The following is a 23,777-nucleotide window of genomic DNA, read 5'->3' on the forward strand; positions in this document are numbered from 1 at the left end:
CGAAAATGTAAGTTTTTATAACATGGTTTTTTCGTGGCTTAAGTGCGTTAAACAACCAAAGCGGGTTTCTTTGGCATTATTTGCGGAGGACGGATTTTGTGATATTGCAGAATTTGTTTAGCGTAACTGGCTATCTTTGCTACCGCGTCGGTTAATGGGCGAATAATTTATTTCCTCTTCATCCAATAATTGCTGGCATTTAACGCAGAGGCGGACGCCCGGAATTATTTTCTGGCGCTCGGCGGGAATTGCTACTCCGCACTCTTCACAGTGCGTCAAGCTCTGTCCCTCCGGCAATCGGCTTCGGGCCTGTTTAACAGCATCTTCAATACTGGCATCAATTTGGTCTTGAACGGCGCCGTCGTGCGCCCAGCCGCTTGCCATAATGTTCTCCCAATATAATTGGATAAATAATGAGTGTGAGGTTTTGGCTATTAACCAGATAAAAAGTTCAGGTTAGAGCGCTGCTGCCACTTATTATCTTTTCAAATATATAGCAAGCGCAATGGTGTGCAAACGCACATACAAAATGCGGGTGACGAGAAACAATAAATCAACATCTATATAGCATCCTTATTGTAAAAGGATATAAAAATGACGCTGTTTGGCCAGCTCAAAGATTTAGCGTTTATTTTTCGCGATACTTTTAATCAATGGTTAGATAGGGAACCGTTCCGCAGTACTGCGGTAATCGCTTTCTATACTATTTTTTCTCTACCCGGATTGTTGGTGATCATCATCAACCTCGCTGGTTATTTTTATGGCGAGGAGGCGGTCACTCGCCGCATCAGTTCTGAAATAGAAGGTATGATCGGTGGGAATACAGCCAAAGATATTGAAGCAATAATTGCCAATGCCAGCGTGCATCAGGATTTTACCTTTGCTTCGATTGTTGGTCTGGCTACGCTAATTTTTGGTGCAACAGGTGTGTTCTACCAATTACAGCAGACCTTGAACCAGATTTGGGAGGTAAAGCCTGAACCGAAACGCGTTATTGTGAAAATGATATTGGATAGGCTGTTTTCGTTTGGGTTAATTCTTGCTGTCGGTTTTTTACTGTTGGTATCGCTGATTCTTTCGGCGGTATTGACCGTATTGAGTGACTGGGTAGCATTTTATTTTTCAGAAACGTTTAATGTATTGTTCCGGTTGCTGGATATATCCTTGTCACTTGCCGTCGTCACTTTTTTGTTTGCCGCTATCTTTAAATTTTTACCCGATGCGGAAGTTCCCTGGCGCGATGTCTGGATCGGCGCGCTGGTGACGGCATTGCTATTTGTGCTGGCGAAATTCGGGTTAGGTTTTTATTTTGGTCATAGCAATCCTGCCTCTGCTTACGGCGCTGCCGGCACCATTATTTTGATTATGTTGTGGGTATCATACGCGGGTTTAATTGTATTGTTTGGAGCAGAGTTCACGCGTATTTATGCTGACCGCCGCGGTGAGCGGATCAAACCCCTGGAATTTGCTGTGTCGACTTGCGATGCGGATGCAACGGAGGATTCAACTGTGAACCCGAATAGAAATACAGAAGCTGCTCTTTCTGCTCATGAGGGTACTAATAGCCGAGCCGCGTCAGCAAATCATGATGCACCAGCGACGGATCTTATTTACCCGGTAAATAAAGATTTGGTGTTAGGTCACAAGGCGAGTGCAGCGGCAAGCCCAGAAAGTATGTCAATTAGTGGTGAAGAAGATCCAGGAGTAGGGCTGGAGTTTTTGGTCACTAGCAATAAGCAAGAAAAATAAAGCTACAAAAAACCCTGTAAATACAGGGTTTTTTACATCTGCAAGCAACACAAAATATTATCCTCGTGCTGACACGGCCTCCTTATTAGCACCAGCGATTCCCAACAGTAATTCAAATTGTGGTGCGGACATTGGTTTTCCAAATAGATAACCTTGCCCTTCGTCACAATTTTCCAGTCGTAAATATTTGTATTCAGCTTCTGTCTCAATTCCCTCGGCAATGCTTTCCAAATCAAAATTGCGAGCCATATCGAGAATGGCGCGCACAACGGAGGCATCGCGTTTGGAGGTGAGAATCCCGCGTACAAAAGATTGATCAATTTTAATGCGCGATAGCGGATAGGATTTCAACAAACTAAGCGATGCGTAGCCGGTACCAAAGTCATCGAAGGCTATGCCGACTCCTTGGTCGTGCAAACGCTGTAATGTATCCAGCACTATATCGTCGTTGTCGAGCACAATGTTTTCAGTTACTTCGAGTTCCAGCGCTGCAGGCGGTAATCCATGGCGCTCCAGTGTTTCCATCACTTCTGCGGCTAAATCGCCTACGCGGAATTGCGCGCTGCATAAATTTACCCCGATGCGAAATTCGGGTACGCCGTTGCGTCGCCAGTAAGCTGCCTGTGAACAGGCTTCGTTAATAATCCAGGTGCCGACGGTTGCGGCTAGTGGGCCGCCTTCAAGCGCAGGTAAAAATGCGGCGGGAGATAAAATTCCGCGTTCGGGGTGATGCCAACGAATTAATGCTTCGGCGCCGATAATTGCGCCGTTGGCCATATTGATTTGCGGTTGATAAAACAGCATGAATTCGCCTTTATCGACAGCGCGATGCAATTCCAAACCGTAAAGCCGACGTGCCATTGCTTCCATCCGCAATGCGGGAACAAATAAAAATAAACGCCCGCGTCCGATGCTTTTGGCTTTGAATAATGCTAGGTCCGCATCGCTTACCAATTCCAATGCTTCCTGCGCTTGGGTTGGCGCGAGGGCGACGCCGCAACTTGCAGCCACTCGCACTTCATGTCCATCTACTTTAATCGGTTGTGCGATTGCAGTGATCATTACGCTGGCGATTTGCATTGCGGTATTGGATTCAGTCACATCCGCCAGCATGATGGCGAACTCATCGCCACCAATGCGCGCAACAACATCGTCGGCACTGGCGAGGCTTGATAGGCGACGGGCCACTTCGCGCAAAATGGCATCGCCGAGTGTGTGACCAAGGGTGTCATTGATATCTTTAAAGCCATCGAGATCGATCATCAGGATGGCGGCTGGTGCAGGGCTGGTAAGCGTATCTTCTACGCAGCGATAAAATTTTCCCCTGTTGGCAAGACCGGTGAGTCCATCAATGTTTGCTTGCTGGCGTAATTCCTGCTCCTCGCGCTGTTGCAGCGTTAAATCTTTTAGCACTGCTTCAAATTGCATACGGCCAGCAACGCGCCAACCAAACAGAGCAAAACCAAATCGAAATTCGCTGCCATCTTTACGCAGTCCATTCATTTCAAGTGGAATAACGGCTTTATCAAGCGAGCCACTTGTTATGGCTTGATCAATGAGCTGGCGAAAGCCTTCACGTTCGCGTTCAGGAATTAATAGATCAAAATGCAGTGCGACTTTATCGATAAGCTCATAACCGTGGGCAGTCGCGGCAGCTTGATTCCACTCGACAATTTGCAGATGTTCATCGAACCAGATAACCGGAGTAAGGGAGCTGCCTGCATACTCTTGAAAAGGTGGGCGAGTGCGCTCGGCAGAAACTTCTATGCGCCGCAATTCGAGCCGGTCGGAGACCATCTTTGCCAATTCTTGTAAACGTTGGCAGTCATCCGGCGTAAAATCAAAATGCGGACGATCATCAATAATACACAGTGCGCCAAGTGCAAGCCCATCGGGAGTCATCAACGGAACACCGGCATAAAAGCGCAGGTTAGCGTCACCGGTGACTAGCGGATTGTCGTGAAAGCGTTCGTCTAATCGCGCGTCGGGCACAACCATTACATCAGATTGGGTGATGGCATGTGCGCAAAATGAAACATCCCGGCTCATGTCAACTTCGCCTACGCCTACACTTGCCGCAAAAAAAACATGATCACTACCAATCATATTGACTGCGGAGACCGGCATATCAAACATTCGCGAAGCGATATGAACAACAGGGTCAAGGCTCTTGAGCATCTGCTCATCGTCGAGCCCATAATCAGACAGCGCCTTCAACCTTTTTGACTCATTGGGAAATATTGCGGGGCACTTCATCTATGCGTCCTCATATTTGTTTTTTCCTGATAAAACGCCGTTACCAGTTGAGTATAGGAAAAGAAAAAAACACAGGATCACTATGTGGCTATAGATGCCATTATTCTTTAATACTGCTATTTAACTGTTTTTTCCATTACAAATCATTACGGTATCCCGTGCTTTAACGGTCTGGTAAAAATTATATAAGGCTATTGCATTAATCACTTTCCACAACTAAATGCTTCTTAACTAAATTTAATATTAAGCGTCAATTTAATTACATTTATGTTTTATATCGTGAATCAATGGCGGTTTTGTTCGTATAAATCGTCATAGCAGTGCTTAAGTCTGCATATTAATTATTTTTAAAACTGGATGATTTTTTGCTTGTCCCAATATAACCAAGGTTTAAATAAACATTACTTACGCGAGGTATATACAATGAAAGCTACCGACGTATTATTGGTTAGTGCCGCGTTTGCGGCGGGGTATGCATTGACCAGCGCACGCGAAAGACAGCACTTTGATCTTGCAGAGTTTATCGAAGAGGCAGTAGCCAAAGGCATTGCTGAAGTGGAAACCGCTAAGTTGGCTTTACAGAAAACCGCCTCAACTGATATCAAAATTTTTGCGCAATTGATGATTGATGACCATATAGCGCTTAATCAGGAATTGTTGGCAATCGCCCGACGCAAACATTTAGCGGTTGCTGACGATGCACATTTGCTGGAGTCGGCCAGACAGTATTTATTGTCGGTCGAAAGTGAAAGCGCATTTGATGAAGATTACGTCAATCATCAATTGCAGTTTCATAAAGATGCAATAGATCATTTCCGTACCGCAGCTCGTTCAAATGATCAGGAGGTAAGACAGTTCCTGTTCTTTATTTTGGATAAGCTCAATCATCACTTGCGTATGGCACAGGAATTGGAGTCAACGTTTCGCAGTAATGCAATCCCCACCAGTTCGAACGAAGATGTTATTCGCAATAGTGCCAAATTTGTGGAAGAGCCGAACTATCCAACAGATTCACTAAAGCATTAGATTGTTGTAGGGGCGCGCGGCGGTTCTGCTTTAATGCCGCGCTCGCTCTTTTAACGTTACTTTTAATTATTATTTCTAACTGTTAGTTCGATCAAAATCCTTCCGGCTTTTGCATCGCCCATAAATGTGCGGCAACCAGTGCGCGCCAAGGCGATAACTTCTCGAGCCACACCTGCGTTTCAGCTTCGCTCATTTTTTCCGATCTACCTAATAGCCATTGCAGATTGCGGCGCACGGCAACATCACCATGTAGTGAACCATCAAGCCAGCCGAATCCGCGTAGAAGAGCGTAATTAACTGTCCAGGGGCCGATACCTTTTACGCGGATAAGTGCGTTGTAAATATCCTGTGCTGGGAGTGCCTTGCCTTGCCAGTAGTCACTCAGCCAATTATCGAGTGGAAGTTCTCCTCGCTCGATAATCTTGCCTAACTCAACAATGGTACGCGCTTTGGTTTGTGAAAAACCTAACGGACGCAAATCATCTTCTGTTTGCAGAGCAACTTGTGCAGCGCTTGGATAGCACCAAATTCCGGACGAGTGTTGTACGCCAGCATGCTGGATAAATTTTCGGCGCACAGATACGGCGGCGCTGACGCTGATTTGTTGACCGATGATCGCCCAAGTCAGTGCTTCAAAAGTGGTGGCCGCTTGAGGGACGCGTAGGCCAGATTGCTTGTTAATCAATTGTTCCAGCTCGGGATGAACAGCAACATATTTTTCAAACTCGTTAATTGTTTGGTTTAAACCGAGCATGTGTTTCGCGTGATGTTGCACATGGGAGTTTAGTTTTTCCGCATCCAGTTTTTTCCGGCCGGAATCGATATGGAGCCTTACATCAGCTTGTTTTTTGTTGGAAAAATTAAACGTGAGGGAGGCGGACATAGCTTGCCAGACGATCCCTTTTTGCAATTGTTTTTCGGTAACCGCCTCGGCGAGCATTTGCGCATCGCGTTGATGAAATGCCAAAAAATCAGCGAGCCGGAAATTGCGCGGCAGTGAAATGCTGGTTTCGATTATGGTCGGCATAGTGATTAATTCGTTCGAGGTTTATGACTTCGTTAGTTCCGCTTCACGCTGCAATAATGTTTTTTTTCGTTCAGTTCCCCAGCGATAGCCGGATAAATTGCCGTCGCTGCGCACCACGCGATGACAGGGAATGATGACGGCAATCGCGTTGGCTGCACAAGCGCCAGCAACGGCGCGCACGGCTTTTGGCGATCCAATCGCCTCCGCAATCTCGCTGTAGCTACGGGTTTCGCCAGCAGGGATCTGTTGCAGCGCTTGCCAAACGCGCTGTTGAAATAGTGTGCCGCGAATATCCAATGGCAAGCTGATGTTGCCCTGCGGTTTTTCTACCAAGTTAATAATCTGCTGCAGATTTTTTTTGAGATCAGCATTACCGGCAACTAATGTGGCTTTTGGGAAGCGTTGTTGTAAATCATCGATTAATATTTGCGGCTCATCACCTAATAGCAGAGCGCAAATCCCATGTTCGCTTTGCGCGACGAGGATATTGCCGAGGGAACATTTATCCACTGCAAAAGAGATTTCCATTGCTGATTGTTTCCTCAGGTTGGTAGCGCTGCGTTGCTGTTCAAATTGTTGGCGATGGGCTTTGGCATAAGCCTTAGGTGTCAATCCGGTTGAGGCTTTAAATAATCGCTGCAAGTGATAACTACTGATGCCGGAGTATTCCGCCAGTTCCGCAAGACTGGGTTCGTGCGCCGCGTTTTCAATAAATCGGCACAGAGTGGTAATACGTTGTGTTTGTAATGCATCGGCGCTCAAGTGCTGTGGATGGCAGCGTTTGCATGCGCGGAAACCTGCCGCTTCTGCTGCGGTGTGATTATCAAAGAAACGGACGTTATCAGGATTTGGTCGGCGCGATGGGCAACCGGGGCGACAATAAATTCCGGTGGTGATAACAGCGTATACAAATTGTCCATCAGCGCTGGCATCGCCTAGTAGCGGCCAGCGTGGATCAGCAATGGTATTTGAAGTTGTCGTATTCATAGCAATAAAAAGGATGATGGTGTTGGTTTTACTCTAACGATAAATCCGCTGCACTACACCCCAAATATTGCTATTACATTCGAAATAATTATTGCCCTTCTGCGGGCACAGTTGGGCGTTTGAGCAATTGTGGCAGGGCAAGACTCAGTAACAGCAGGGTGGCGATGACTGCCAGGGGGCCGCTGCCGTACACCATAAAAGGGGTCCAATCTTTTACCGCGTGAATCACACCGGTAAAGGTTTGCGCCTTGAATGAATAACTGCGGCTGAGGATGTTGCCGTGGTTATCAATGATTGCGCTGGGGCCATTGTTAGTGTTGTAAACTAGATAGCGGCCAGTTTCGAGGGCGCGCATCTGTGCCATTTGCAAAAATTGTTTTGACTGGATTGAATCGAGAAACCAACCAAGATTGTTCACACTCAATAACACCTGGGTTTCTTTTGCTGCCTGGGCGATCAAATCCGGGTACACAATCTCATAACAAATTGCTGGTGTGATACGCACGCCTTTGGCGATCAATCCATGTTGGTCTTGTGGCCCCAAATGAATAAAGGAGGTGGGCAGATTAAAAAGTTCAATCAAGCCGCGCAGTTGGTCTTCGAGTGGCACATATTCACCAAAGGGTACCAAGCGGCGTTTGTGATAAAAACCGTAACCTTGTCCTAGTCCCGCAACTGAGTTGTAATATTTTTGTTTGTCGCGATCGTCATAGATGACACCGGTGAATAGGGCTGCGTCGTTTTGGCTTGCGATGGTGTTCATCTCTTCCAAAAAGGGCAATGCATCGTGATAGGTCAGCGAGGTTGGAATCGCTGCTTCTGGCCAAACGACCCAATCGTTGCTCCACAAGTCTGTGCTCAACTCGCGCAGTTGATTAAGTGCTGCAATGGTAGTGTCTTGATTGAAACTGAGTTTGGTGCTTTGGTCGATATTAGGCTGTACCATGCCGATTTTTATTGGTGCTGCATCAGGTTCGGCCCAGGTAATATTTTTAAAACCGGCGCCGGCAATCCAAAAAAGAGCGCTGCAAATACTGGCTGCAATCAGGAATGATTTTTTTGCCGGTAGCGATTTTATTCTCCAGATCCATTCAGCCAATACAGCAGCGGTGAATACAATAATAAAACTAATGCCCATTACACCGGTGATGGGCGCCCAGCCGGCAAGCGGTGTGGTTAAGTGCGCATAACCTAAAAATAACCAGGGAAATCCGGTGAGCAGCCAGGTACGAACCCATTCACCCAATAACCAGCAAGCGGGCAGGGCGATAATTAATCCGAGGGCGTGACGATTAAACCAGCGCGCAACAATGTAAAAAGGCGCGGTAAAAACGGCGCCCATAAAGCAAGCAAAGATAAAAACTAAAAATCCCGCGAGTATCGGTGATGCGCCACCAAAATTATGGATGCTGACGTAAATCCAATGAATTCCAGCCCCGTAAAAGCCCACACCAAATGCAAAGCTGCGCCACAGAATCGTTTTGAATGATTGCTCTTTAAGCAGGAGTGCGAAGGCGATCAAGCTGACAATCGCAATCGGCCAGATATTAAACGGCGCAAAACTGAAGGTGATCAGGGCGCCGCTAATAAGCGCGATGAGTAATGCAAGCGGCTGGGAAAGGTTCAATATTTTATCGGGCATGGAATTTGTCTTATGTGTCCGGTTAAAAAAATCCCGCCGGTTGGCGGGATTATTATCAAATACATTTGTTACAGCTTAATCGGCTAATATCGTCAGGCGCAACAAATGGATTTGGCGATTATCGGCGTAGAGCACGCGGAATTGCATATTGTCCATTTGCACAACTTCGTTGCGCTTGGGTAGATGACCAAACTCTTGCATGAGTAGGCCGCCGATAGTATCGAAATCTTCATCGCTGAATTCTTTGTTGAAAAATTCGTTGAAGTCTTCGATCGGTGTTAGCGCTTTAATGATGTAGTCATTTTCGCTGACGCGCTTGATGAAATCAGTCGCTTCTTCTTGCTCATCAGTTTCGTCTTCAATTTCGCCCACGATTTCTTCAAGGATATCTTCAATCGTTAGCAGGCCGGTGATGCCGCCATACTCGTCCATCACCAATGCCATGTGATAGCGGTTTTCGCGGAATTCGCGCAGTAAAACGTTGACGCGTTTACTCTCCGGAATAATGGTTGCTGGGCGCAAAACGGTTTCAAGATTAAAGTTGTCGGTGCCTTTTAGTGCAAGCGGTAATAAATCTTTTGCCAGCAAAATACCTTTTACATCGTCGATGTTTTCGCCGATGACAGGAAAGCGCGAGTGACCGGACTCGATCAGTTGCGGCAAATATTCTTTGGGGGAATCTTCAAGGCGAATCGCCACTATGTGGGAGCGCGGCACCATGATTTCGCGTGCTTGCAGGGAGGATACATCCAATGCACCTTCGATGATGCTTAAGGCTTCCTGATCCAACAGTTGGTTGTCGGCAGCATCTTTAATAATTTCCAGCAGCTCGTCGCGGGATTTTGGTTCCGCACTGAACGCGTGGAGTAATTTATCGAGCCACGATCGCTCATGTTTTTCAGGGCGTTCGTTTTTTTCAGTAGTTGTACTACTCGGATGGTCGTCCGACATGATGTAATTTCCCAAGGTCTTTTATTCTTCAGTGATTTCTTGATAAGGGGCAGGATACCCTAAACCCGTTACGATTTGGGTTTCCAAGGCTTCCATGGTTTCTGCTTCGTCGTCTTCAATATGGTCAAAGCCGACCAGGTGCAAGGTGCCGTGAATGAGCATATGCGCCCAGTGTGCTTGCAGGGTTTTGCCTTGCTCTTGCGCTTCACGCTCCACTACCGGCGCGCATACCACCAAGTCACCTAACAGCGGTATACCTACTTCCTCGGCAATATCGGCGGGGAAGGAGAGCACGTTGGTTGGATAATCTTTACCGCGGTACTGGGCGTTCAGTTCCTGACCTTCTTCCTCGTCAACGATATACACACTGACTTCGGCGTCTTCAAATTCCTGACTCTGCAATGCGGCGCTAATCCAGCCTTCCAACTCCGCCAAGGCCGGAATTATCTGGCTTTGGCTGTTGCTTTCGATATCAATTTGGTAGCCCATGATTAGCGTGCATCGTCCGGCTTTGGCTGTTTCTGTTCAAACGCGTCGTAGGCCTCAACAATGCGCTGCACGATTGGGTGGCGCACCACATCTTTGGATGTGAAATGGGTGAAACTGATGCCGTTGACGTTATCGAGCACTTCAATAGCGTGGCGCAGGCCGGAGGCCATACCGCGCGGCAAATCGATTTGGGTTGGGTCTCCGGTAATCACGGCTGTAGTTCCGAAACCGATACGGGTCAGGAACATTTTCATCTGCTCGCGGGTGGTGTTTTGGCTTTCATCGAGGATAACAAACGAGTTATTCAGGGTACGACCGCGCATAAAGGCGAGGGGCGCAACTTCAATAACACCGCGTTCCATCAGCTTGCCAACGGTATCAAAACCCAGCATTTCAAACAGGGCGTCGTAGAGCGGGCGTAAATAAGGATCAACTTTCTGGGCTAGATCGCCGGGCAGGAAGCCGAGTTTTTCTCCCGCCTCAACCGCCGGGCGTACCAACAGGATGCGTTCAATCTCGTTTTTCAGCAGCGCTTCTACCGCGCAGGCAACCGCCAAATAGGTTTTACCGGTACCGGCTGGGCCTATGCCGAAGTTGATGTCGTGCTTTTGTACCGCACGCACATAGCGTTGTTGGTTTAAACCGCGCGGTTTGATCGTGCATTTCTTGGTGCGGATCAGGGTAATGCCACCCTCATCGCCGCTATTGTCTGAGGTTGCGGGAGCTATAGCTTCGCCAGCAAGCGCTTGGGTTTCAGCGTTATCCAGTTGTTCCATAAGTTGTTCGATACCAGAGGTTTGCAGTGCGAGATGCACTTCATCGGGAGTGAGTTCGGTTTTCTCAGTCGTCAGGTAAAGGTTGCGCAATAATTCGGCGCCGGCACGGATTTTAGCGGGTGGGCCGATAAGCTCGAATTCGCTACCGCGATTGCGGATTTCTATCTCAAGGCGCTCTTCAATCTGGCGTAAGTGCTGGCCGAGAAGGCCGCAGAGACTGGCGAGGCGACGACTATCACTGGGTTCCAGCGTTAACGGCTGGGAGGCGATTTCCGGAGGGGTTATAACCTGGGTGTTCAAGTGGTTAGTAAGCTCTTTTTACGAAGGAAAAGTAAGACTAAACCATTCAGCGGGTGGGATAAAGCCTAAATTACATCTGAATCTAACCTGAATGCCTGTATAAATTTGGAATTGGTTTAAGTGTGGTCGCTAAGGCTTTGTATTTATTGTGTTTTTAAATTAACAAAATTCAGTAAGAAATCAGGAAGCAAAATTTGCTCCCTGAAAGTTGCTGCGCGGGTCAACTTACGATTTTACTTGCAAGTTATTGACGACATCTTTCACATCGTCATGTTTTGCCGCGATTGCCTGTGCCAAAGCTTTTTGTTCGGGTGTATCGACTTTGCCTGAAAGAGTCACTTTGTCATTCAGCGTATCCACATCAATTTCCAATCCTTTAATGTTTTTTGATGCGAGCAATTCAGTCTTGATTGCAGCGGTAGTCGTCGCATCATCGACATACTGGGCGAAGCTGCGCCCTTGCGGTAATTGCGTGTGGGAATTGGTGGGTTTTTGCACCACTTTCAAGTTGTTGGAAACGGTATCAATTCCTTCTACGCCCAGCGCAATATTTCCGGCGAGCTCCTTATCAATATCCGAATAGACATTCCCTTCCAGTGTGGCCTGGTTGTTATCCACCTTGATATCAATGTCATAAGGGCTGAGATATTTGTTGAGGCTGATTGCCGTCCCTAATTTGCTTTCAATCCAACCGTCTTTAAAGGCTGCTTTGCTATCGCGCCAGGTTTGTTTGCTGTCTTGTTTAAAGTCAGCCCAAAACTGCTCCGAGGATTTTTTCTCGCTGTAGGTTTCTGTTACTGGCCCTGAGTTGCCAGTGTTCGCGGCAACTGCCATAGAGGCAGATAGCGCAAGCAATGCGAATGATGTGACTAGGGAATTGGATAATGGCTTTTTCATGGTGTTCTCCTTTTTGTCCAGACTGTTGCTGTCTCGACATCAATTTCATAACAACATAAGCGCTTAAAAATTTCTTTTCTAAGCCACCCACATTTTTAATGTGGTGATGGATCAGCTTGCGGGTTTTATGCCAGTTGAATTTCTTTAGGAGCGAAGCCCGCGTAATAGCTGGTGCTTAGCCAACCTCTTATCTGTAAATCATTTTTATTGCGCGTGAGTATTATCTTCTCGGTGGGGAAAATTAAAAAATTTACTTGAAATAAATACAAAAGTTGTAATTTTTTATAGGTGCTGCTGGAAAATATCGCGTATTTTGCCGAAATTTAAGGTGTTTTTGGGATAAGAGGCTGCTGGTATGAAAATGGCAAGGAGGCACACAATAGGTAAATAGATGCAGCAATAAGGCTTTAAAACAAAGCGCGAGACAAAGCCTCGAAATAAGGATTAAAAATGAATAGCCCGTTGATTATCCGCACAGCCACAGGCCGTAAAGAAGGTGCGATTGCATTGGCATTAAATATTTTGGTGATAATTGCAGTCCTTTACACCATGTACTTTTGCCGTACTTTGTTACTTCCGGTATTTGTAGCTGCATTTATCGCATTATTCTCAAGCCCATTAGTGCGGTATATCGCACGTTGTGGTGTACCGCAAGCTGTTGCCGCCGCTTTTGTAGTGGCATTTTTAATTTTTGCATTGGGTGCTTCTTTTGTTTTGCTGGTGGAGCCAGCGGCAGAATGGCTCGATAATTTGCCCGCCTTGGGTGATAAACTGGCTGTGCAAATGGATGTGTTATCCACACGATTTAATATGCTGCGCTCGCAAATGATTGCCGATGCGGATGGGCAAAATAATGCCGTTTCCAGCGCGTTGGAAACGGTTTTTTTCTCGGCATTTTCAGTGGTTGCAGGCACCACGGCGATGTTTTTAGTTCAGGTCTTTGCGGTGTTTGTTATCACCTATTTTTTTCTGGTATATGGCGATAATTTGATGCGCAATTTTGTGCGTGCCCAGTCATCTTTTTCAGAAAAAAAGAAAGCCGTTATTATTTTTCAAACAGTGCGGGATGATATATCCCACTATGTTTTACTGATGTTTATTATCAATATCGGGCTGGGCATAGCGACTTTTTGTGCAATGGCTGCACTTGGAGTGCAAGATCCATTATTGTGGGGCGCACTGGCCGCTATTTTAAATTTCGCCCCTTATGTTGGTCCGTTGGTATTGACCATAATTTTGACCGGAGTTGGGTTAGTTGAGTTCGAATCTTTGGGGCAGGCGATGATGATCCCCGGGGCATTTCTAATCTTGAATTTCATTGAGTCACAGTTTGTGACCCCGCAATTATTGGGGCAACGTTTTAATTTGAATCCACTTCTGGTTGTGCTTTGGATGTTTGCCTGGGGCTGGGTATGGGGTGTGATTGGGTTGTTGATCGCTATCCCATTGCTCGTCTGTTTTAAAATACTCTCATCGCAACTGGATTTGATTGGTGCCTGGATCAATATTCTCGATGGCGATACCTCGAACAATAAAATAGATAACGCCAGTCCTGAGGTGTAAGGATTTCCCTTTTTTGCAATCTTTGCAAAGGCCGCTGTTGATTGCCTCTCTAAATCCGCCCAAATAACGAACAGCCATGAAAATAATCGGGCTGTTTGCAGGTTATTTTCCTCTTATTCTGCGTTCTTTTAGGATATTGATCCAATTCGATTAGTGTTGACCGAGGTTTAAGTCTTAAGAATAAAAATTTAAAAGTTGGCATGGTCATTGAGTGTATTTAAGTGAACAAACGATCAAGAAGGAGAATCCTATGCTTTATTATTCTTTGGTATTTTTCGTCGTTGCCATTATTGCCGGTCTTCTGGGTTTTGGTGGTATTGCAGGTGCGGCATCCGGTATAGCGCAAATCCTGTTCTTTATCTTTATTGTGCTATTTGTCTTGTCCCTCATTTTTGGCAGACGTCGACTATAGTATTTAAGTAATTGCGGTAATCAGGTAAATGTAATTTTTAATGATGCATTGTCAATTTGGAAATTTTATTCAATAAACGCGAGGAAACATCATGGCTACTCAAACTTCAGTGAATAAAGAAAACAGTAAAGTTGATGACATTACAATGGCTGAGGCAATTGCCCAGTTCAAAGAAGCCACTTCAAGCATCTACGATGCGGTTGGTTCGATTGGATCAGCTACAGCAGCTAACGCTAAAGTGCGCCTGAACGAAGGTAAAGCTCGTGCGATTGAGCTGGAAGAGCAGGCGGAAGAAGCGGTTCGCGCTCGCCCTCTGGCAACAGTAGGGATTGCGTTCGCAGCTGGTTGGTTGGTGTCTTACTTGTTGCATCGCCGCTAGTGGCGCACGGGCATGAGTCTTCATACCCCGACCCCGACTGAAACTCCTCCTGCGGCTGAAAAGCTTCAGGAGGATTTGTTTGAGAATAACCCTGCCGCGGAAAATGCAGCAGGCAAGAACCCCAGTTGGTCAGACGACATGCAACAAACCCTTAAATTAGGGGATCAGTTTGTTACCTTTTTAGGTGGCATTGTCGATTTGGCTCGTATGGAAGCGTTGTTGGCGATCCGCACTTTTCCTAAAGTGTTGATGCTCTGGCTATTGATGATGCCGGTTATATTGCTGACTTGGGTTTCATTCTCGGTATTTACTGGTTGGGGCGTATATGCGCTGACTGGCGAACTGGGTTGGGGCATTTTTACGGTCTTTGCCCAGCAGCTTTTATTGTTGCTGGTTTGCCGTTGGTTATTCATTAAATACCGCGCGCGGATGAGCTTGCCCAATACACGCGTGCAAGTTGATAATTTTGTGCGGAGCGTACAGCATGGATTTGGCCACCAGAGTAAAACTAAAGAATAGTGAATTGTTGGTGCAAGGCCTTGCGTTGCAACAACAGATAGAAGCTCGAGTGGAAGTACCCGGGTTTAGATCGTTTCTGGTTACCTTTATTGTGGCCCCTTTTATCATGGGCGCGGCGATCAGGCTTTTACCAGGAAATACCGGAATGAAGGCGCGCTATGTGTTGCGCATTATCTTTCCAGAGCTTCGGCGTTGGACATTGTTTTAATTAACCCTAATTAGTGAAATCTTCGCTAAGTTCTTTTATAGATGCTGCTTTCTACTCTCCGACTGGTGCTAGAATGAGGCTCGATAATAGTTAGCTCTCACGCATGAGGATTTGGATTGTGGCTGAAGTCTTATTAGTTGATGACGATAAGCGGTTTTTGGAAGCGACTGTACAATTATTGGGACTATTAGGTCACCGCGTTACTGCTGCTGATTCTGTAGCGCAAGCACGTGAATTAGTGAGCAAGAATCAATACACACATATGATTCTTGATTTGATCATGCCTGATGGTAGTGGTCTTCATATCCTTGAGGCATTGCCGCCGAAAAGCAATACAAAAATAACGCTGATCACCGGCCATCCTTCAATAAAATCCATTGTAAAAAATCTCTATGGTTCAAATATCAGTTATCTGATTAAACCGATTGATTTGCAACAATTGGAATCACTTTTTGAAGATGAAAAATCATCGGATAAAAAATCCTCCTCAGTTAAATTGCATTTCAATTATCTGGTTGGCGAGTCCGAACCGATGCAGCGCGTCTACGAAATGATTGAGCGTGTTGCCACTACCAAAGCAAACGTTATGTTGATGGGTGAGAGTGGTGTCGGTAAAGAGATGGTGGCTGCAGCTATCCATTTTGCCAGCGAAGTTGAAGGCGATTTTGTTGCAGCCAACTGTGGGGCATTTTCACGCGAATTAATTAACAGCGAATTGTTTGGTCACGAGAAGGGCGCATTTACCGGTGCGACTTATCGTAAAGCTGGCGTGTTTGAGCAGGCGAATAAAGGCACTCTGTTTTTGGATGAAATTACCGAGATGCCGATTGATCTGCAGACCAATCTGTTGCGTGTATTGGAAACCCAAAAGGTTACCCGTTTAGGTTCAACGACCAGCGTTGATATCGAAGGACGTGTAGTGTCCGCTACTAACCGTACCGAACAGGATCTGGCGCAACAAGGTTGTCTGCGTGAAGATTTATATTTCCGTCTGGCGGTTTTCCCAATCCATATTCCTCCATTGCGCACGCGCAAAAGTGACATCCCGTTATTGGTGCAACATTTTCTGGTTGCATTTAATCAGGAATATGGCGGTGACATCGGTGTTAGCGATGCGTCATTACAACGCCTGATGGAATACGATTGGCCAGGTAACGTGCGTGAGCTGCGCCATGTTGTCCATCGTGCTTACATCATGGCCGATCAGGATCAAAATCTTTTAGTACTACCGGAGAAGTTATCTTCGCCATTTTCCAAAGTAACACCGCAGGCATCTGCCGGTATTCGCGTTGGTAAAACGGTTGAAGAAGTGGAGCGTGAACTTATAGCCTCAACGCTGGAACATTTTGGCGGTGATAAACGACAAACTGCCGAGATGCTCGGGATCAGTTTGAAAACCCTTTACAACCGTCTGAATAGTTACGGCGACGTTGAAATATAGGATCTGGAAATGGACGGTGAAAAAAACCGGTTTGTACATGACTTGCGCAATCCGTTAAACACAATTTCGATCAATGCAGAATTGGGCAAGCTCACGCTGGAGCGCACAGGTGATGTGCGCAAGGCGATTGCGGTGTTTGAAACGATTCTTGCAGAGTGTCGCCAATGCAGCACTATTTTGGATAGCTTGAAGAATACCCGTTTCGTGCGCGCTAATGAGGACGAAGATCAGTGAGCGATGCACCATCGGCGCATGATAATTCGCTGGATAGGTTTAGTATTAATAAACTTCCGAATTATGTGTGGGTGATGGTGTTATCAGCCGCAATTACTTTTTTTGCGGTAAGTTCGGTTCAGGCTTATCGTTCAGTTAATGTGATCACTGAAAATAATGTCCGCATCAACAATACCCTGCAAACAATCAATTACATCAAAGATTTAAATCGGGAGCTTGCCGCCGCAGAATCCAGTCAACGGGGATATCTGCTAACGGAAGATCCTGAGTATTTACAACCCTATCACCAGACCCTCGCTGTTGTGGATGACTTGCTTGATAAGCTTGAAGATGCCACTGCCTATTCTTTGTTGCAGCAAGATCGTTTCAAATTACTTTATTCCAATGTCACGCAAAAAATTGGTGAGATGCAGCGTATTGTCGCCCTGACGAACAGAGAAGAGGTGCGCGCAGCGGTTCGCCAGATCAAAACGGATGAAGGCTTGGAGTTAATGCGGACTATTTCCCGATTGATAGAGGAAATGGAGCGCGATGAAAACTTGTTATTAGAGAGTAATAAAAAAATTGCCGCCGAAAGCCGCAGTTTTATTTTAATTGCTTTTTTGATGGCAAACGGCGTTGGCCTTTTTCTATCGCTGGGTGTTTTTTATATTTGGTATCGCAACGCCACGCGCTTTGCCGAGCTTAATACCGCGCTCTCACATGCCAACGCAGATTTGGAAGAAAAGGTGGGTGTGCGCACCCAGGCGCTGCTGCAATATTCGGAAGAGTTGCAGCGTAGTAACCGGGAGCTGGAAGAGTTTGCTTTTGTTGCGTCGCACGATTTACAAGAGCCGCTGCGTAAAATTCGCGCCTTTGGTGATCGCTTGCAACAAAAATGTGGTAATGAACTTGGCGAGGCGGGTTCAGGATACGTAGCGCGTATGCAAGCTGCATCCGAGCGTATGTCGATCCTGATTGATGATTTATTAAGCTTTTCCCGTGTCACCACCAAGCAACGGCCTTTTGTCAGTGTTGATTTAAACGAAGTGATGCACCGTGTCCTGGATGATCTGGATTTCTCTATTGAGGAGCAAAACGCCCAGATACACATTGATCCTTTGCCGGTAATTGACGCCGATGCGCCACAAATGGCGCAAGTGTTCATGAACTTGATTGTGAACAGCATAAAGTTTCACCGCAAAGATGATCGTCCCAGAGTGACTGTCACTTGCGAGACGCATGTCTTGTCACCCTTGGCGGATGACCAGCGCGCCTGGTGTTGTTTGCGTTTTGCCGATCAGGGAATTGGATTTGAGACCCAGTACGCGGAACGGATTTTCAGTTTGTTCCAGCGCTTACATGGACGTGATGAATATTCAGGAACTGGTATAGGTTTGGCATTGTGTCGCAAAATTGTGGAGCGGCACGGTGGTATGATTGCGGCCCAAAGTGAACCTGGTGCTGGAGCGGTTTTCACAATTTATCTTCCCATGACCCAAGCGGTAATTGAACCTCTGACAAACCTTCTGGCGGATGCTCCATAGCAAGATGATGTCGTTTCACCGACAAACTCTAAGGATGTAGTTATGAATCTTCCCAATAAGACCCTCATTATCCTGATGGCAGACGACGATGCGGATGATCGTCTGTTGGCTCAAGAGGCCATGCACGAAAGCCGTGTGTTAAACGATCTACACTTTGTTGAAGATGGCGTGCAATTATTAAATTATCTGCGGGGCGATGGTGATTATCACGATCGCACACGTTATCCCATGCCGGGTTTGATTTTACTCGACTTGAATATGCCGAAAATGGACGGGCGCGAGGCGCTTGCACAGATCAAGGCTGATCCGCGGTTGCGGCGTATTCCGGTGGTGATTTTGACCACATCCAAAGCGGAAGAAGACAAAATGAAAGGTTACGATTTAGGCGCGGCATCCTACATCACCAAACCTGTCACTTTTGATGCCTTGGTAGAATTGATGCGCACCCTGGGCAAGTATTGGGTGCAGTTTGTAGAGTTGCCTTAAGTTTGGAAAGTGCCTTAGTTGTTAAAGCTACTTAGTGTTAAGAGTTACGTTGGGCGTTAGGCAGGCGCCTTATCACATGCATAATGTACGGTTGTTGATTATTGACGATGACGAGGAAGATTTTTTCCTCGTGCAGGATCTCTTGGCTGATATTAGTCAAACTTGTGTTCTGGATTGGGCTTCTACTTATGAGGCCGGTCAACAACTGTTGCGTGAAGACAGGCATGACCTGTGTCTGATGGATTACAAACTCGGTGCGCATGATGGTATTGAACTTTTAAAATACGCGCATGAAGTTGGCTTTTCCGGCCCCGTTATTTTACTCACCGGCATGCATCAAATCGAAGTTGACCGCCAAGCCTTGCATGCGGGCGCGGTTGATTATCTTGTTAAATCCAAATTAACCGCAGAGCATCTTGCGCGCTCGATTCGCTACGCCCTTGCGCGACGCGAAGTGGAACGTGAGCGTGTGGAGCGCTTAAAGGCAGAAGCAGAGAACCGCTCCAAAAGTGAATTTCTCGCACACCTGAGTCACGAATTGCGCACACCTTTATCAGCCATTTTGGGCTTTACCGAATTGCTATTAAATAAAGATGAAGACTCTGAAAGCTCTGCCCATTTGCGCATCGTCCATCGCAATGGCAAACATTTGCTGGGGCTGCTCAACGATATTCTCGATCTCTCCAAAATAGAAGCTGGAAAGCTGGAGTTGGAGCGGCAATCCATTTCGCTGTCTGAATTCATTACCGATATTTATTTTTTAATGCAGGGCGCTGCGTTAGATAAAAATTTGCAGTTGAGTGTGGATGCTCCCCAACCATTGCCTGTCACGCTTTGCACCGATCCCATGCGCCTGCGGCAAATTTTGTTAAACCTGATGGGCAACGCAATTAAATTCACTAACCAGGGTGGTGTAGTGCTAAAAATTGATTGGGTTGAAGAGGAGCAGCGCGAAAAACTTCGCTTCAGTGTGCGCGACACCGGCATAGGTATTTGCGCGGAAACCATGCAAGTTATTTTTGAGCCGTTTGTGCAATCCAAAAATGCGCAAGTACACCCGCGCGCGGGCACAGGTTTAGGTCTCACAATCAGCAAAGAATTGGTGGGGCGTTTGGGCGGTAGCATCAAGGTTACGAGCGAAGAAGGCAAGGGCAGTGAATTTGCGTTCACTATGGATGTGGAAGATTTCGAACGCAGCAACACTGAAATATTGCGCTTGAATTTTGCGTCCGGTCCGAAAGCGGCCGTAGCTGTTCCGCACCTTTCCGGTCGCGTATTGGTTGTTGATGATCTGCGCGATATTCGTTTGCTGATCGGACATTTTGTCCAGCTTACAGGTATCGAAGTGGTGTATGCCAAAGACGGCGCTGATGCCGTTCGTATCGTTCAAACAGAGAGCGAGGCAGGTAAAGTATTTGATCTTATTTTGATGGACATCCACATGCCGGTGATGGATGGCCATGAGGCCGCGCAACAATTACGTGCAGAAGGTTTTACCCAGCCATTGGTTGCACTGACTGCGGCGCATATGAAAGGTGATATGGACCGCTGTTTTGAATCCGGTTTTACTGCCTATTTGGGTAAGCCATTGGATCAAGCGCGTTTGTACGATTGCCTGATGCGTTTCTTACCGGGCGCAGAAGGTTTGCCACCGGTTTCCGCAAAAGTGAAAACACTCATTGTGGTGGAAGATGATGCGGATGCGCTGGCGGCTATGGAAGGTTTGCTCACACTGTTGGGATGGCAAGTGATTGGTGTGCAGACTGGCGCTGCCGCCTTACGTGATGTTAAAGAGCATAATCCCCACACAGTGTTGATCGATTTGAATTTGCCGGATATGAGTGGCTATTTGTGTGCGGCGCAAATTCATGAATCCTACCCCGATGTACGGATCATTATCGCCAGTGGTGAAGAAGTGGATCGCCAGCGTGCAACCGATGCTGGTGTGTCCGCCTGTTTATTAAAGCCGGTATCACTTGCACAATTGGAAGATGCGCTCCGTTAGCTGGTCTGCTTGTAATTTAATAGTAAAAAGTTGTGTAAATTCTGCAAAATATTCCGCTTTGTCGCTCCTGATTTCCCTCTTATTTTTCTGCATATCGCGTAAATGCTGCTTTACGCGAAATTGGCACGTTTTCCGCTATATAGTTTATACCAGTATGAAAATAGCTAAGGAGTTTAAGATGGACTTGATGAAGCGTTTATTTCTTATGGTATTTTTAGTTCTGCCTTTAGCCGCCTGTGATTCAAATGACGGCCCAGCTGAAAAGGTTGGTAAAAATGTGGACGAAGCTACGGACTCGGCGCGCGATAAATTGGACGATGCTGCGGACGAAATCAAGGACGGTGTTGAGGATGCTTGTGAAAAAGCAACCGATGAGAACTGCTAGTTTGTAAAACTCAGTTCAGGGAAATAAAAAAATCCCGCGCTGGTACTGCAGCGCGGGATTTTTTTTGCCTGCTATTTATTTCAGCCAGCCGATTATTTGATCCAGTCAGCATCCAGCTCGGAACTCAACAGAGTGCCACGCAAAGAATTGGTGAGTGCTTCTTCAATCAGTATGTCAGCAAACTTGCCAATTAAATCAGCATCGTCAGAACGGAAATTCACCACGCGATTATTTTCAGTGCGACCGCAAAGTTGCCCAGGATCTTTTTTCGAATAACCCGTCACCAGAATACGTTCAGTGTTGCCTACCATGCGACGGCTAATTGCCAAGGCTTGCTGGATCAAGCGATCCTGCAATATCGCGAGGCGATGCTTTTTCACTTCTTCCGGAGTGTCATCCGGGTAATCTGCCGCTGGTGTGCCGGGGCGGGCGCTGTAAATAAAACTGTACGAAGTATCAAAATCCATATCCTGGATCAGCTTCATAGTCGCTTCAAAGTCTGCATCGGTTTCACCGGGGAAGCCGATAATAAAGTCAGATGAGAAACTGATATTCGGGCGATTCTTTTTAATACGGCGCAATTTGGATTTGTATTCAATCGCAGTGTGTCCGCGTTTCATCGCCATCAAAATACGATCCGATCCACTTTGTACCGGCAAGTGCAGGTGGCTCACTAATTCTGGTACATGGTTATAAACTTCGATCAACGCATCAGTAAATTCAACTGGATGTGAAGTAGTGAAGCGGATGCGGTCAATACCATCAATTGCAGCGACATAGGTAATCAATTCCGCCAGATCGATAACCGTGCCGTCATCGCTGTCACCGCGATAGGCATTTACGTTTTGGCCGAGCAAATTCACTTCGCGCACACCTTGGCCGGCTAAGTGAATAATTTCCGCCATTACATCGGTTACCGGGCGGCTCACTTCTTCGCCACGAGTGTAAGGAACTACGCAAAACGTACAGTACTTGGAGCAGCCTTCCATAATCGACACAAACGCGCTCACGCCATCGGCATCTGGCTGCGGCAAACGGTCGAACTTTTCAATTTCGGGGAAGCTCACATCGACAACAACAACGCCGTTGGTTTTCTTGGTCTCCATCATTTCCGGCAGGCGATGCAGGGTTTGCGGGCCAAAGATCAAATCGACATAGGGCGCACGTTTGGCAATAGCTGCACCTTCTTGACTGGCAACGCAACCGCCTACGCCAATAACCAGATCGGGATTTTTCTTCTTGAGTTTTTTCCAGCGGCCCAATTCATGGAACAGGCGCTCTTGCGCCTTCTCGCGAATGGAGCAGGTATTAATGAGGATTACGTCGGCGTCTTCGGGGTCTTCGGTCGGCACCATATTGTGCGATTCACCCAGCAAATCCTTCATGCGCGATGAATCATACTCATTCATCTGGCAGCCATGGGTTTTGATATAGAGCTTTTTAATGGGCGCTTCAGTGGTGGTGGACATCGAACTACTACCTGCTTGGAATGACGCTAATCGCTGCGGGCGCTAATTGTTGATCAAAAAGCACGCAGAAAAATGAGGCGCGCATTATAGCTATCTTATGGGGTAAAGCCTATAGAAAGCCCTTGGCTTTCGGTGGTCGATGAATTAGCCTGCCGGACTTTACCATTCTGGACGCCACGCTTTATGAATCAACTCCTAACCCTGGTCGCCGACTATTACATCCCATTCCTACTGCTCGTCACACTCGGTGTCGGAACCCTTGAAATAATGCGGGGCTACCGTTGGTTTTGGGTCAAATTATTCGCATCGGCCATTTTGGTGTTTAGCGTAATGCTGCTGGATTACTACCTGAAGCTGTGGGCGCTGCTCGGGTTAGACTATTCCACCCACACGGCCTTGGCACTGGCGTTGGTCATTTTTATCGGCACCGGTCTGCAATCCCGCTTGGGTTGGGTGTGTATGGCGGGCAGTCTGTTGGCCTATATGGAACTCATGTTCTATCTCGGTTATCACTCTTGGGGCGATATGGGCTTGACTGTCGCAGTGATTGGTGTGGGAATCGCGATACTCTATCGCTTCTTGCCGAAACGTAAGGTTGCCGATGCGTAGCGTGATACCATGCGCGCCCGGTTCAATCCGTTACTCTTAATTGCACTGCCCCTAGTGGGAGATCACAGGTAAAACATGAAAAAGACGTTCAAGCTCCATATCGAAGGTAAAAACAGCGACCGCGTTCTGGAGGCGATCAAGCACGATGTGCGCAAATACGTAAAACGCGAGCGCCGCAAAACCTTGCCCAAAGGTGTCGATTACTGGGCGTTTGACTGCAAATTCGGTGCAACAGAAGAAGCTGCTGAAGTAGTTCGTCTTGGTGAACTCACCAAAAAGATGGATGAAGTAGCTACCGCAGGTGGCGAAAGCTTCTACGTTGAAATCCTCGCCGCCCACGGCATTCGCAAGCCGCGTGAAGAAGGTGATGACAGTCTTGATGATGACGAAGACTTGAACGATTAATCTCTTTGCTTCAGATACAAAAAAGCCGCTCCCGAG

General features: G+C 46.9%; 25 protein-coding genes. 15 read left to right on the top strand and 10 right to left on the bottom strand.

The window, feature by feature from the left end; translation table 11 throughout:
- Window positions 1-117: 117 nt before the first annotated feature.
- On the bottom strand, window positions 118-384 hold the full coding sequence (locus AAGC78_RS07420) for a DksA/TraR family C4-type zinc finger protein (protein ID WP_435783426.1): 267 nt from the start codon (window positions 382-384) through the stop codon (window positions 118-120).
- Window positions 385-594: 210 nt separating this feature from the next.
- Here AAGC78_RS07420 and AAGC78_RS07425 point away from each other — a divergent pair, with 210 nt between their 5' ends.
- A complete protein-coding gene (locus tag AAGC78_RS07425; RefSeq protein WP_435783427.1) occupies window positions 595-1,749 on the top strand; it encodes a YihY/virulence factor BrkB family protein in 1,155 nt (384 codons plus the stop codon).
- A gap of 57 nt (window positions 1,750-1,806) precedes the next feature.
- Here AAGC78_RS07425 and AAGC78_RS07430 read toward each other — a convergent pair whose 3' ends face one another.
- Window positions 1,807-4,005 carry a putative bifunctional diguanylate cyclase/phosphodiesterase gene (locus tag AAGC78_RS07430; protein WP_435783428.1) on the bottom strand — a complete coding sequence of 733 codons (2,199 nt, stop codon included), beginning with the start codon at window positions 4,003-4,005 and terminating at the stop codon, window positions 1,807-1,809.
- Between the two features lie 423 nt (window positions 4,006-4,428).
- On the opposite strand from AAGC78_RS07430, the gene AAGC78_RS07435 reads away from it, so the two are divergent.
- Window positions 4,429-5,031, top strand: coding sequence for a DUF4142 domain-containing protein (locus AAGC78_RS07435; protein WP_435783429.1), 603 nt, complete (start codon window positions 4,429-4,431; stop codon window positions 5,029-5,031).
- Between the two features lie 91 nt (window positions 5,032-5,122).
- Here the strand turns inward: AAGC78_RS07435 and AAGC78_RS07440 are convergent, their stop codons facing one another.
- The 7 genes from AAGC78_RS07440 to AAGC78_RS07470 all read right to left on the bottom strand — a co-directional run bounded on the left by AAGC78_RS07440 (window position 5,123) and on the right by AAGC78_RS07470 (window position 12,100).
- Complete coding sequence (locus AAGC78_RS07440) at window positions 5,123-6,058, bottom strand: DNA-3-methyladenine glycosylase family protein (RefSeq protein ID WP_435783430.1); 936 nt, start codon at window positions 6,056-6,058, stop codon at window positions 5,123-5,125.
- Window positions 6,059-6,079: 21 nt separating this feature from the next.
- Complete coding sequence (locus AAGC78_RS07445; protein WP_435783431.1) at window positions 6,080-7,045, bottom strand: bifunctional transcriptional activator/DNA repair enzyme AdaA; 966 nt, start codon at window positions 7,043-7,045, stop codon at window positions 6,080-6,082.
- Between the two features lie 88 nt (window positions 7,046-7,133).
- Window positions 7,134-8,687, bottom strand: a complete 1,554-nt coding sequence (lnt, locus tag AAGC78_RS07450) for an apolipoprotein N-acyltransferase (protein WP_435783432.1) — start codon at window positions 8,685-8,687, stop codon at window positions 7,134-7,136.
- A gap of 75 nt (window positions 8,688-8,762) precedes the next feature.
- Window positions 8,763-9,638, bottom strand: a complete 876-nt coding sequence (locus AAGC78_RS07455) for an HlyC/CorC family transporter (RefSeq protein WP_435783433.1) — start codon at window positions 9,636-9,638, stop codon at window positions 8,763-8,765.
- A 21-nt stretch (window positions 9,639-9,659) separates the two neighbouring features.
- On the bottom strand, window positions 9,660-10,127 hold the full coding sequence (gene ybeY / locus AAGC78_RS07460; protein WP_435783434.1) for an rRNA maturation RNase YbeY: 468 nt from the start codon (window positions 10,125-10,127) through the stop codon (window positions 9,660-9,662).
- Window positions 10,128-10,129: 2 nt separating this feature from the next.
- Window positions 10,130-11,203, bottom strand: coding sequence for a PhoH family protein (locus AAGC78_RS07465; protein WP_435783435.1), 1,074 nt, complete (start codon window positions 11,201-11,203; stop codon window positions 10,130-10,132).
- Window positions 11,204-11,428: 225 nt separating this feature from the next.
- Entirely contained in the window at window positions 11,429-12,100 is a 672-nt protein-coding gene (locus tag AAGC78_RS07470; protein WP_435783436.1) for a BON domain-containing protein, read from the bottom strand.
- A gap of 450 nt (window positions 12,101-12,550) precedes the next feature.
- Here AAGC78_RS07470 and AAGC78_RS07475 point away from each other — a divergent pair, with 450 nt between their 5' ends.
- The 11 genes from AAGC78_RS07475 (at window position 12,551) to AAGC78_RS07525 (ending at window position 21,258) form a co-directional block, all read left to right on the top strand.
- Window positions 12,551-13,663 (top strand): AI-2E family transporter, encoded by a 1,113-nt coding sequence (locus tag AAGC78_RS07475; RefSeq protein WP_435783437.1) that lies wholly within the window; start codon window positions 12,551-12,553, stop codon window positions 13,661-13,663.
- Window positions 13,664-13,913: 250 nt separating this feature from the next.
- The gene (locus tag AAGC78_RS07480; RefSeq protein WP_435783438.1) at window positions 13,914-14,075 is read left to right on the top strand and encodes a DUF1328 domain-containing protein; all 162 of its coding nucleotides are present in this window, start codon (window positions 13,914-13,916) and stop codon (window positions 14,073-14,075) included.
- A gap of 91 nt (window positions 14,076-14,166) precedes the next feature.
- Window positions 14,167-14,454: a glycine zipper domain-containing protein gene (locus AAGC78_RS07485; protein WP_435783439.1), complete on the top strand. Its 288-nt coding sequence runs from the start codon at window positions 14,167-14,169 to the stop codon at window positions 14,452-14,454.
- A gap of 12 nt (window positions 14,455-14,466) precedes the next feature.
- The gene (locus tag AAGC78_RS07490) at window positions 14,467-14,973 is read left to right on the top strand and encodes a hypothetical protein (RefSeq protein ID WP_435783440.1); all 507 of its coding nucleotides are present in this window, start codon (window positions 14,467-14,469) and stop codon (window positions 14,971-14,973) included.
- A complete protein-coding gene (locus tag AAGC78_RS07495) occupies window positions 14,939-15,181 on the top strand; it encodes a hypothetical protein (RefSeq protein WP_435783441.1) in 243 nt (80 codons plus the stop codon). The genes AAGC78_RS07490 and AAGC78_RS07495 overlap by 35 nt, the downstream gene beginning before the upstream one ends.
- A gap of 118 nt (window positions 15,182-15,299) precedes the next feature.
- Complete coding sequence (locus AAGC78_RS07500) at window positions 15,300-16,622, top strand: sigma-54-dependent transcriptional regulator (protein WP_435783442.1); 1,323 nt, start codon at window positions 15,300-15,302, stop codon at window positions 16,620-16,622.
- Window positions 16,623-16,631: 9 nt separating this feature from the next.
- Window positions 16,632-16,856: a histidine kinase dimerization/phospho-acceptor domain-containing protein gene (locus AAGC78_RS07505; protein ID WP_435783443.1), complete on the top strand. Its 225-nt coding sequence runs from the start codon at window positions 16,632-16,634 to the stop codon at window positions 16,854-16,856.
- Window positions 16,853-18,382: a sensor histidine kinase gene (locus tag AAGC78_RS07510; protein ID WP_435783444.1), complete on the top strand. Its 1,530-nt coding sequence runs from the start codon at window positions 16,853-16,855 to the stop codon at window positions 18,380-18,382. The genes AAGC78_RS07505 and AAGC78_RS07510 overlap by 4 nt, the downstream gene beginning before the upstream one ends.
- 42 nt (window positions 18,383-18,424) lie before the next feature.
- On the top strand, window positions 18,425-18,868 hold the full coding sequence (locus AAGC78_RS07515) for a response regulator (protein ID WP_435783445.1): 444 nt from the start codon (window positions 18,425-18,427) through the stop codon (window positions 18,866-18,868).
- Window positions 18,869-18,944: 76 nt separating this feature from the next.
- Window positions 18,945-20,873, top strand: a complete 1,929-nt coding sequence (locus tag AAGC78_RS07520) for a response regulator (RefSeq protein ID WP_435783446.1) — start codon at window positions 18,945-18,947, stop codon at window positions 20,871-20,873.
- A gap of 178 nt (window positions 20,874-21,051) precedes the next feature.
- Window positions 21,052-21,258 (top strand): hypothetical protein, encoded by a 207-nt coding sequence (locus AAGC78_RS07525; RefSeq protein ID WP_435783447.1) that lies wholly within the window; start codon window positions 21,052-21,054, stop codon window positions 21,256-21,258.
- Between the two features lie 92 nt (window positions 21,259-21,350).
- Here the strand turns inward: AAGC78_RS07525 and miaB are convergent, their stop codons facing one another.
- Entirely contained in the window at window positions 21,351-22,727 is a 1,377-nt protein-coding gene (gene miaB, locus AAGC78_RS07530) for a tRNA (N6-isopentenyl adenosine(37)-C2)-methylthiotransferase MiaB (RefSeq protein WP_435783448.1), read from the bottom strand.
- 183 nt (window positions 22,728-22,910) lie between these two features.
- On the opposite strand from miaB, the gene AAGC78_RS07535 reads away from it, so the two are divergent.
- Both AAGC78_RS07535 and AAGC78_RS07540 read left to right on the top strand, forming a co-directional pair.
- Window positions 22,911-23,336, top strand: coding sequence for a hypothetical protein (locus tag AAGC78_RS07535; RefSeq protein WP_435783449.1), 426 nt, complete (start codon window positions 22,911-22,913; stop codon window positions 23,334-23,336).
- Between the two features lie 75 nt (window positions 23,337-23,411).
- Entirely contained in the window at window positions 23,412-23,741 is a 330-nt protein-coding gene (locus tag AAGC78_RS07540) for a DUF6172 family protein (RefSeq protein ID WP_435783450.1), read from the top strand.
- The last annotated feature ends 36 nt before the right edge of the window (window positions 23,742-23,777 follow it).

The sequence above is a fragment of the Cellvibrio sp. genome (assembly GCF_039207905.1).
In the GTDB taxonomy this organism is placed as follows: Bacteria; Pseudomonadota; Gammaproteobacteria; order Pseudomonadales; family Cellvibrionaceae; genus Cellvibrio.

Bases quoted from the DNA above. Each gene is read 5' to 3' on its own strand.
- AAGC78_RS07470 (WP_435783436.1), bottom strand. From the start codon at position 12,100: ATGAAAAAGCCATTATCCAATTCCCTAGTCACATCATTCGCATTGCTT.
- lnt (WP_435783432.1), bottom strand. From the start codon at position 8,687: ATGCCCGATAAAATATTGAACCTTTCCCAGCCGCTTGCATTACTCATC.
- AAGC78_RS07480 (WP_435783438.1), top strand. From the start codon at position 13,914: ATGCTTTATTATTCTTTGGTATTTTTCGTCGTTGCCATTATTGCCGGT.
- AAGC78_RS07445 (WP_435783431.1), bottom strand. From the start codon at position 7,045: ATGAATACGACAACTTCAAATACCATTGCTGATCCACGCTGGCCGCTA.
- AAGC78_RS07440 (WP_435783430.1), bottom strand. From the start codon at position 6,058: ATGCCGACCATAATCGAAACCAGCATTTCACTGCCGCGCAATTTCCGG.
- AAGC78_RS07435 (WP_435783429.1), top strand. From the start codon at position 4,429: ATGAAAGCTACCGACGTATTATTGGTTAGTGCCGCGTTTGCGGCGGGG.
- AAGC78_RS07495 (WP_435783441.1), top strand. From the start codon at position 14,939: ATGGATTTGGCCACCAGAGTAAAACTAAAGAATAGTGAATTGTTGGTG.
- AAGC78_RS07430 (WP_435783428.1), bottom strand. From the start codon at position 4,005: ATGAAGTGCCCCGCAATATTTCCCAATGAGTCAAAAAGGTTGAAGGCG.
- AAGC78_RS07475 (WP_435783437.1), top strand. From the start codon at position 12,551: ATGAATAGCCCGTTGATTATCCGCACAGCCACAGGCCGTAAAGAAGGT.
- AAGC78_RS07485 (WP_435783439.1), top strand. From the start codon at position 14,167: ATGGCTACTCAAACTTCAGTGAATAAAGAAAACAGTAAAGTTGATGAC.
- AAGC78_RS07425 (WP_435783427.1), top strand. From the start codon at position 595: ATGACGCTGTTTGGCCAGCTCAAAGATTTAGCGTTTATTTTTCGCGAT.
- AAGC78_RS07515 (WP_435783445.1), top strand. From the start codon at position 18,425: ATGAATCTTCCCAATAAGACCCTCATTATCCTGATGGCAGACGACGAT.
- ybeY (WP_435783434.1), bottom strand. From the start codon at position 10,127: ATGGGCTACCAAATTGATATCGAAAGCAACAGCCAAAGCCAGATAATT.
- AAGC78_RS07540 (WP_435783450.1), top strand. From the start codon at position 23,412: ATGAAAAAGACGTTCAAGCTCCATATCGAAGGTAAAAACAGCGACCGC.
- AAGC78_RS07535 (WP_435783449.1), top strand. From the start codon at position 22,911: ATGAATCAACTCCTAACCCTGGTCGCCGACTATTACATCCCATTCCTA.
- AAGC78_RS07525 (WP_435783447.1), top strand. From the start codon at position 21,052: ATGGACTTGATGAAGCGTTTATTTCTTATGGTATTTTTAGTTCTGCCT.
- AAGC78_RS07420 (WP_435783426.1), bottom strand. From the start codon at position 384: ATGGCAAGCGGCTGGGCGCACGACGGCGCCGTTCAAGACCAAATTGAT.
- AAGC78_RS07490 (WP_435783440.1), top strand. From the start codon at position 14,467: ATGAGTCTTCATACCCCGACCCCGACTGAAACTCCTCCTGCGGCTGAA.
- AAGC78_RS07455 (WP_435783433.1), bottom strand. From the start codon at position 9,638: ATGTCGGACGACCATCCGAGTAGTACAACTACTGAAAAAAACGAACGC.
- miaB (WP_435783448.1), bottom strand. From the start codon at position 22,727: ATGTCCACCACCACTGAAGCGCCCATTAAAAAGCTCTATATCAAAACC.
- AAGC78_RS07505 (WP_435783443.1), top strand. From the start codon at position 16,632: ATGGACGGTGAAAAAAACCGGTTTGTACATGACTTGCGCAATCCGTTA.
- AAGC78_RS07520 (WP_435783446.1), top strand. From the start codon at position 18,945: ATGCATAATGTACGGTTGTTGATTATTGACGATGACGAGGAAGATTTT.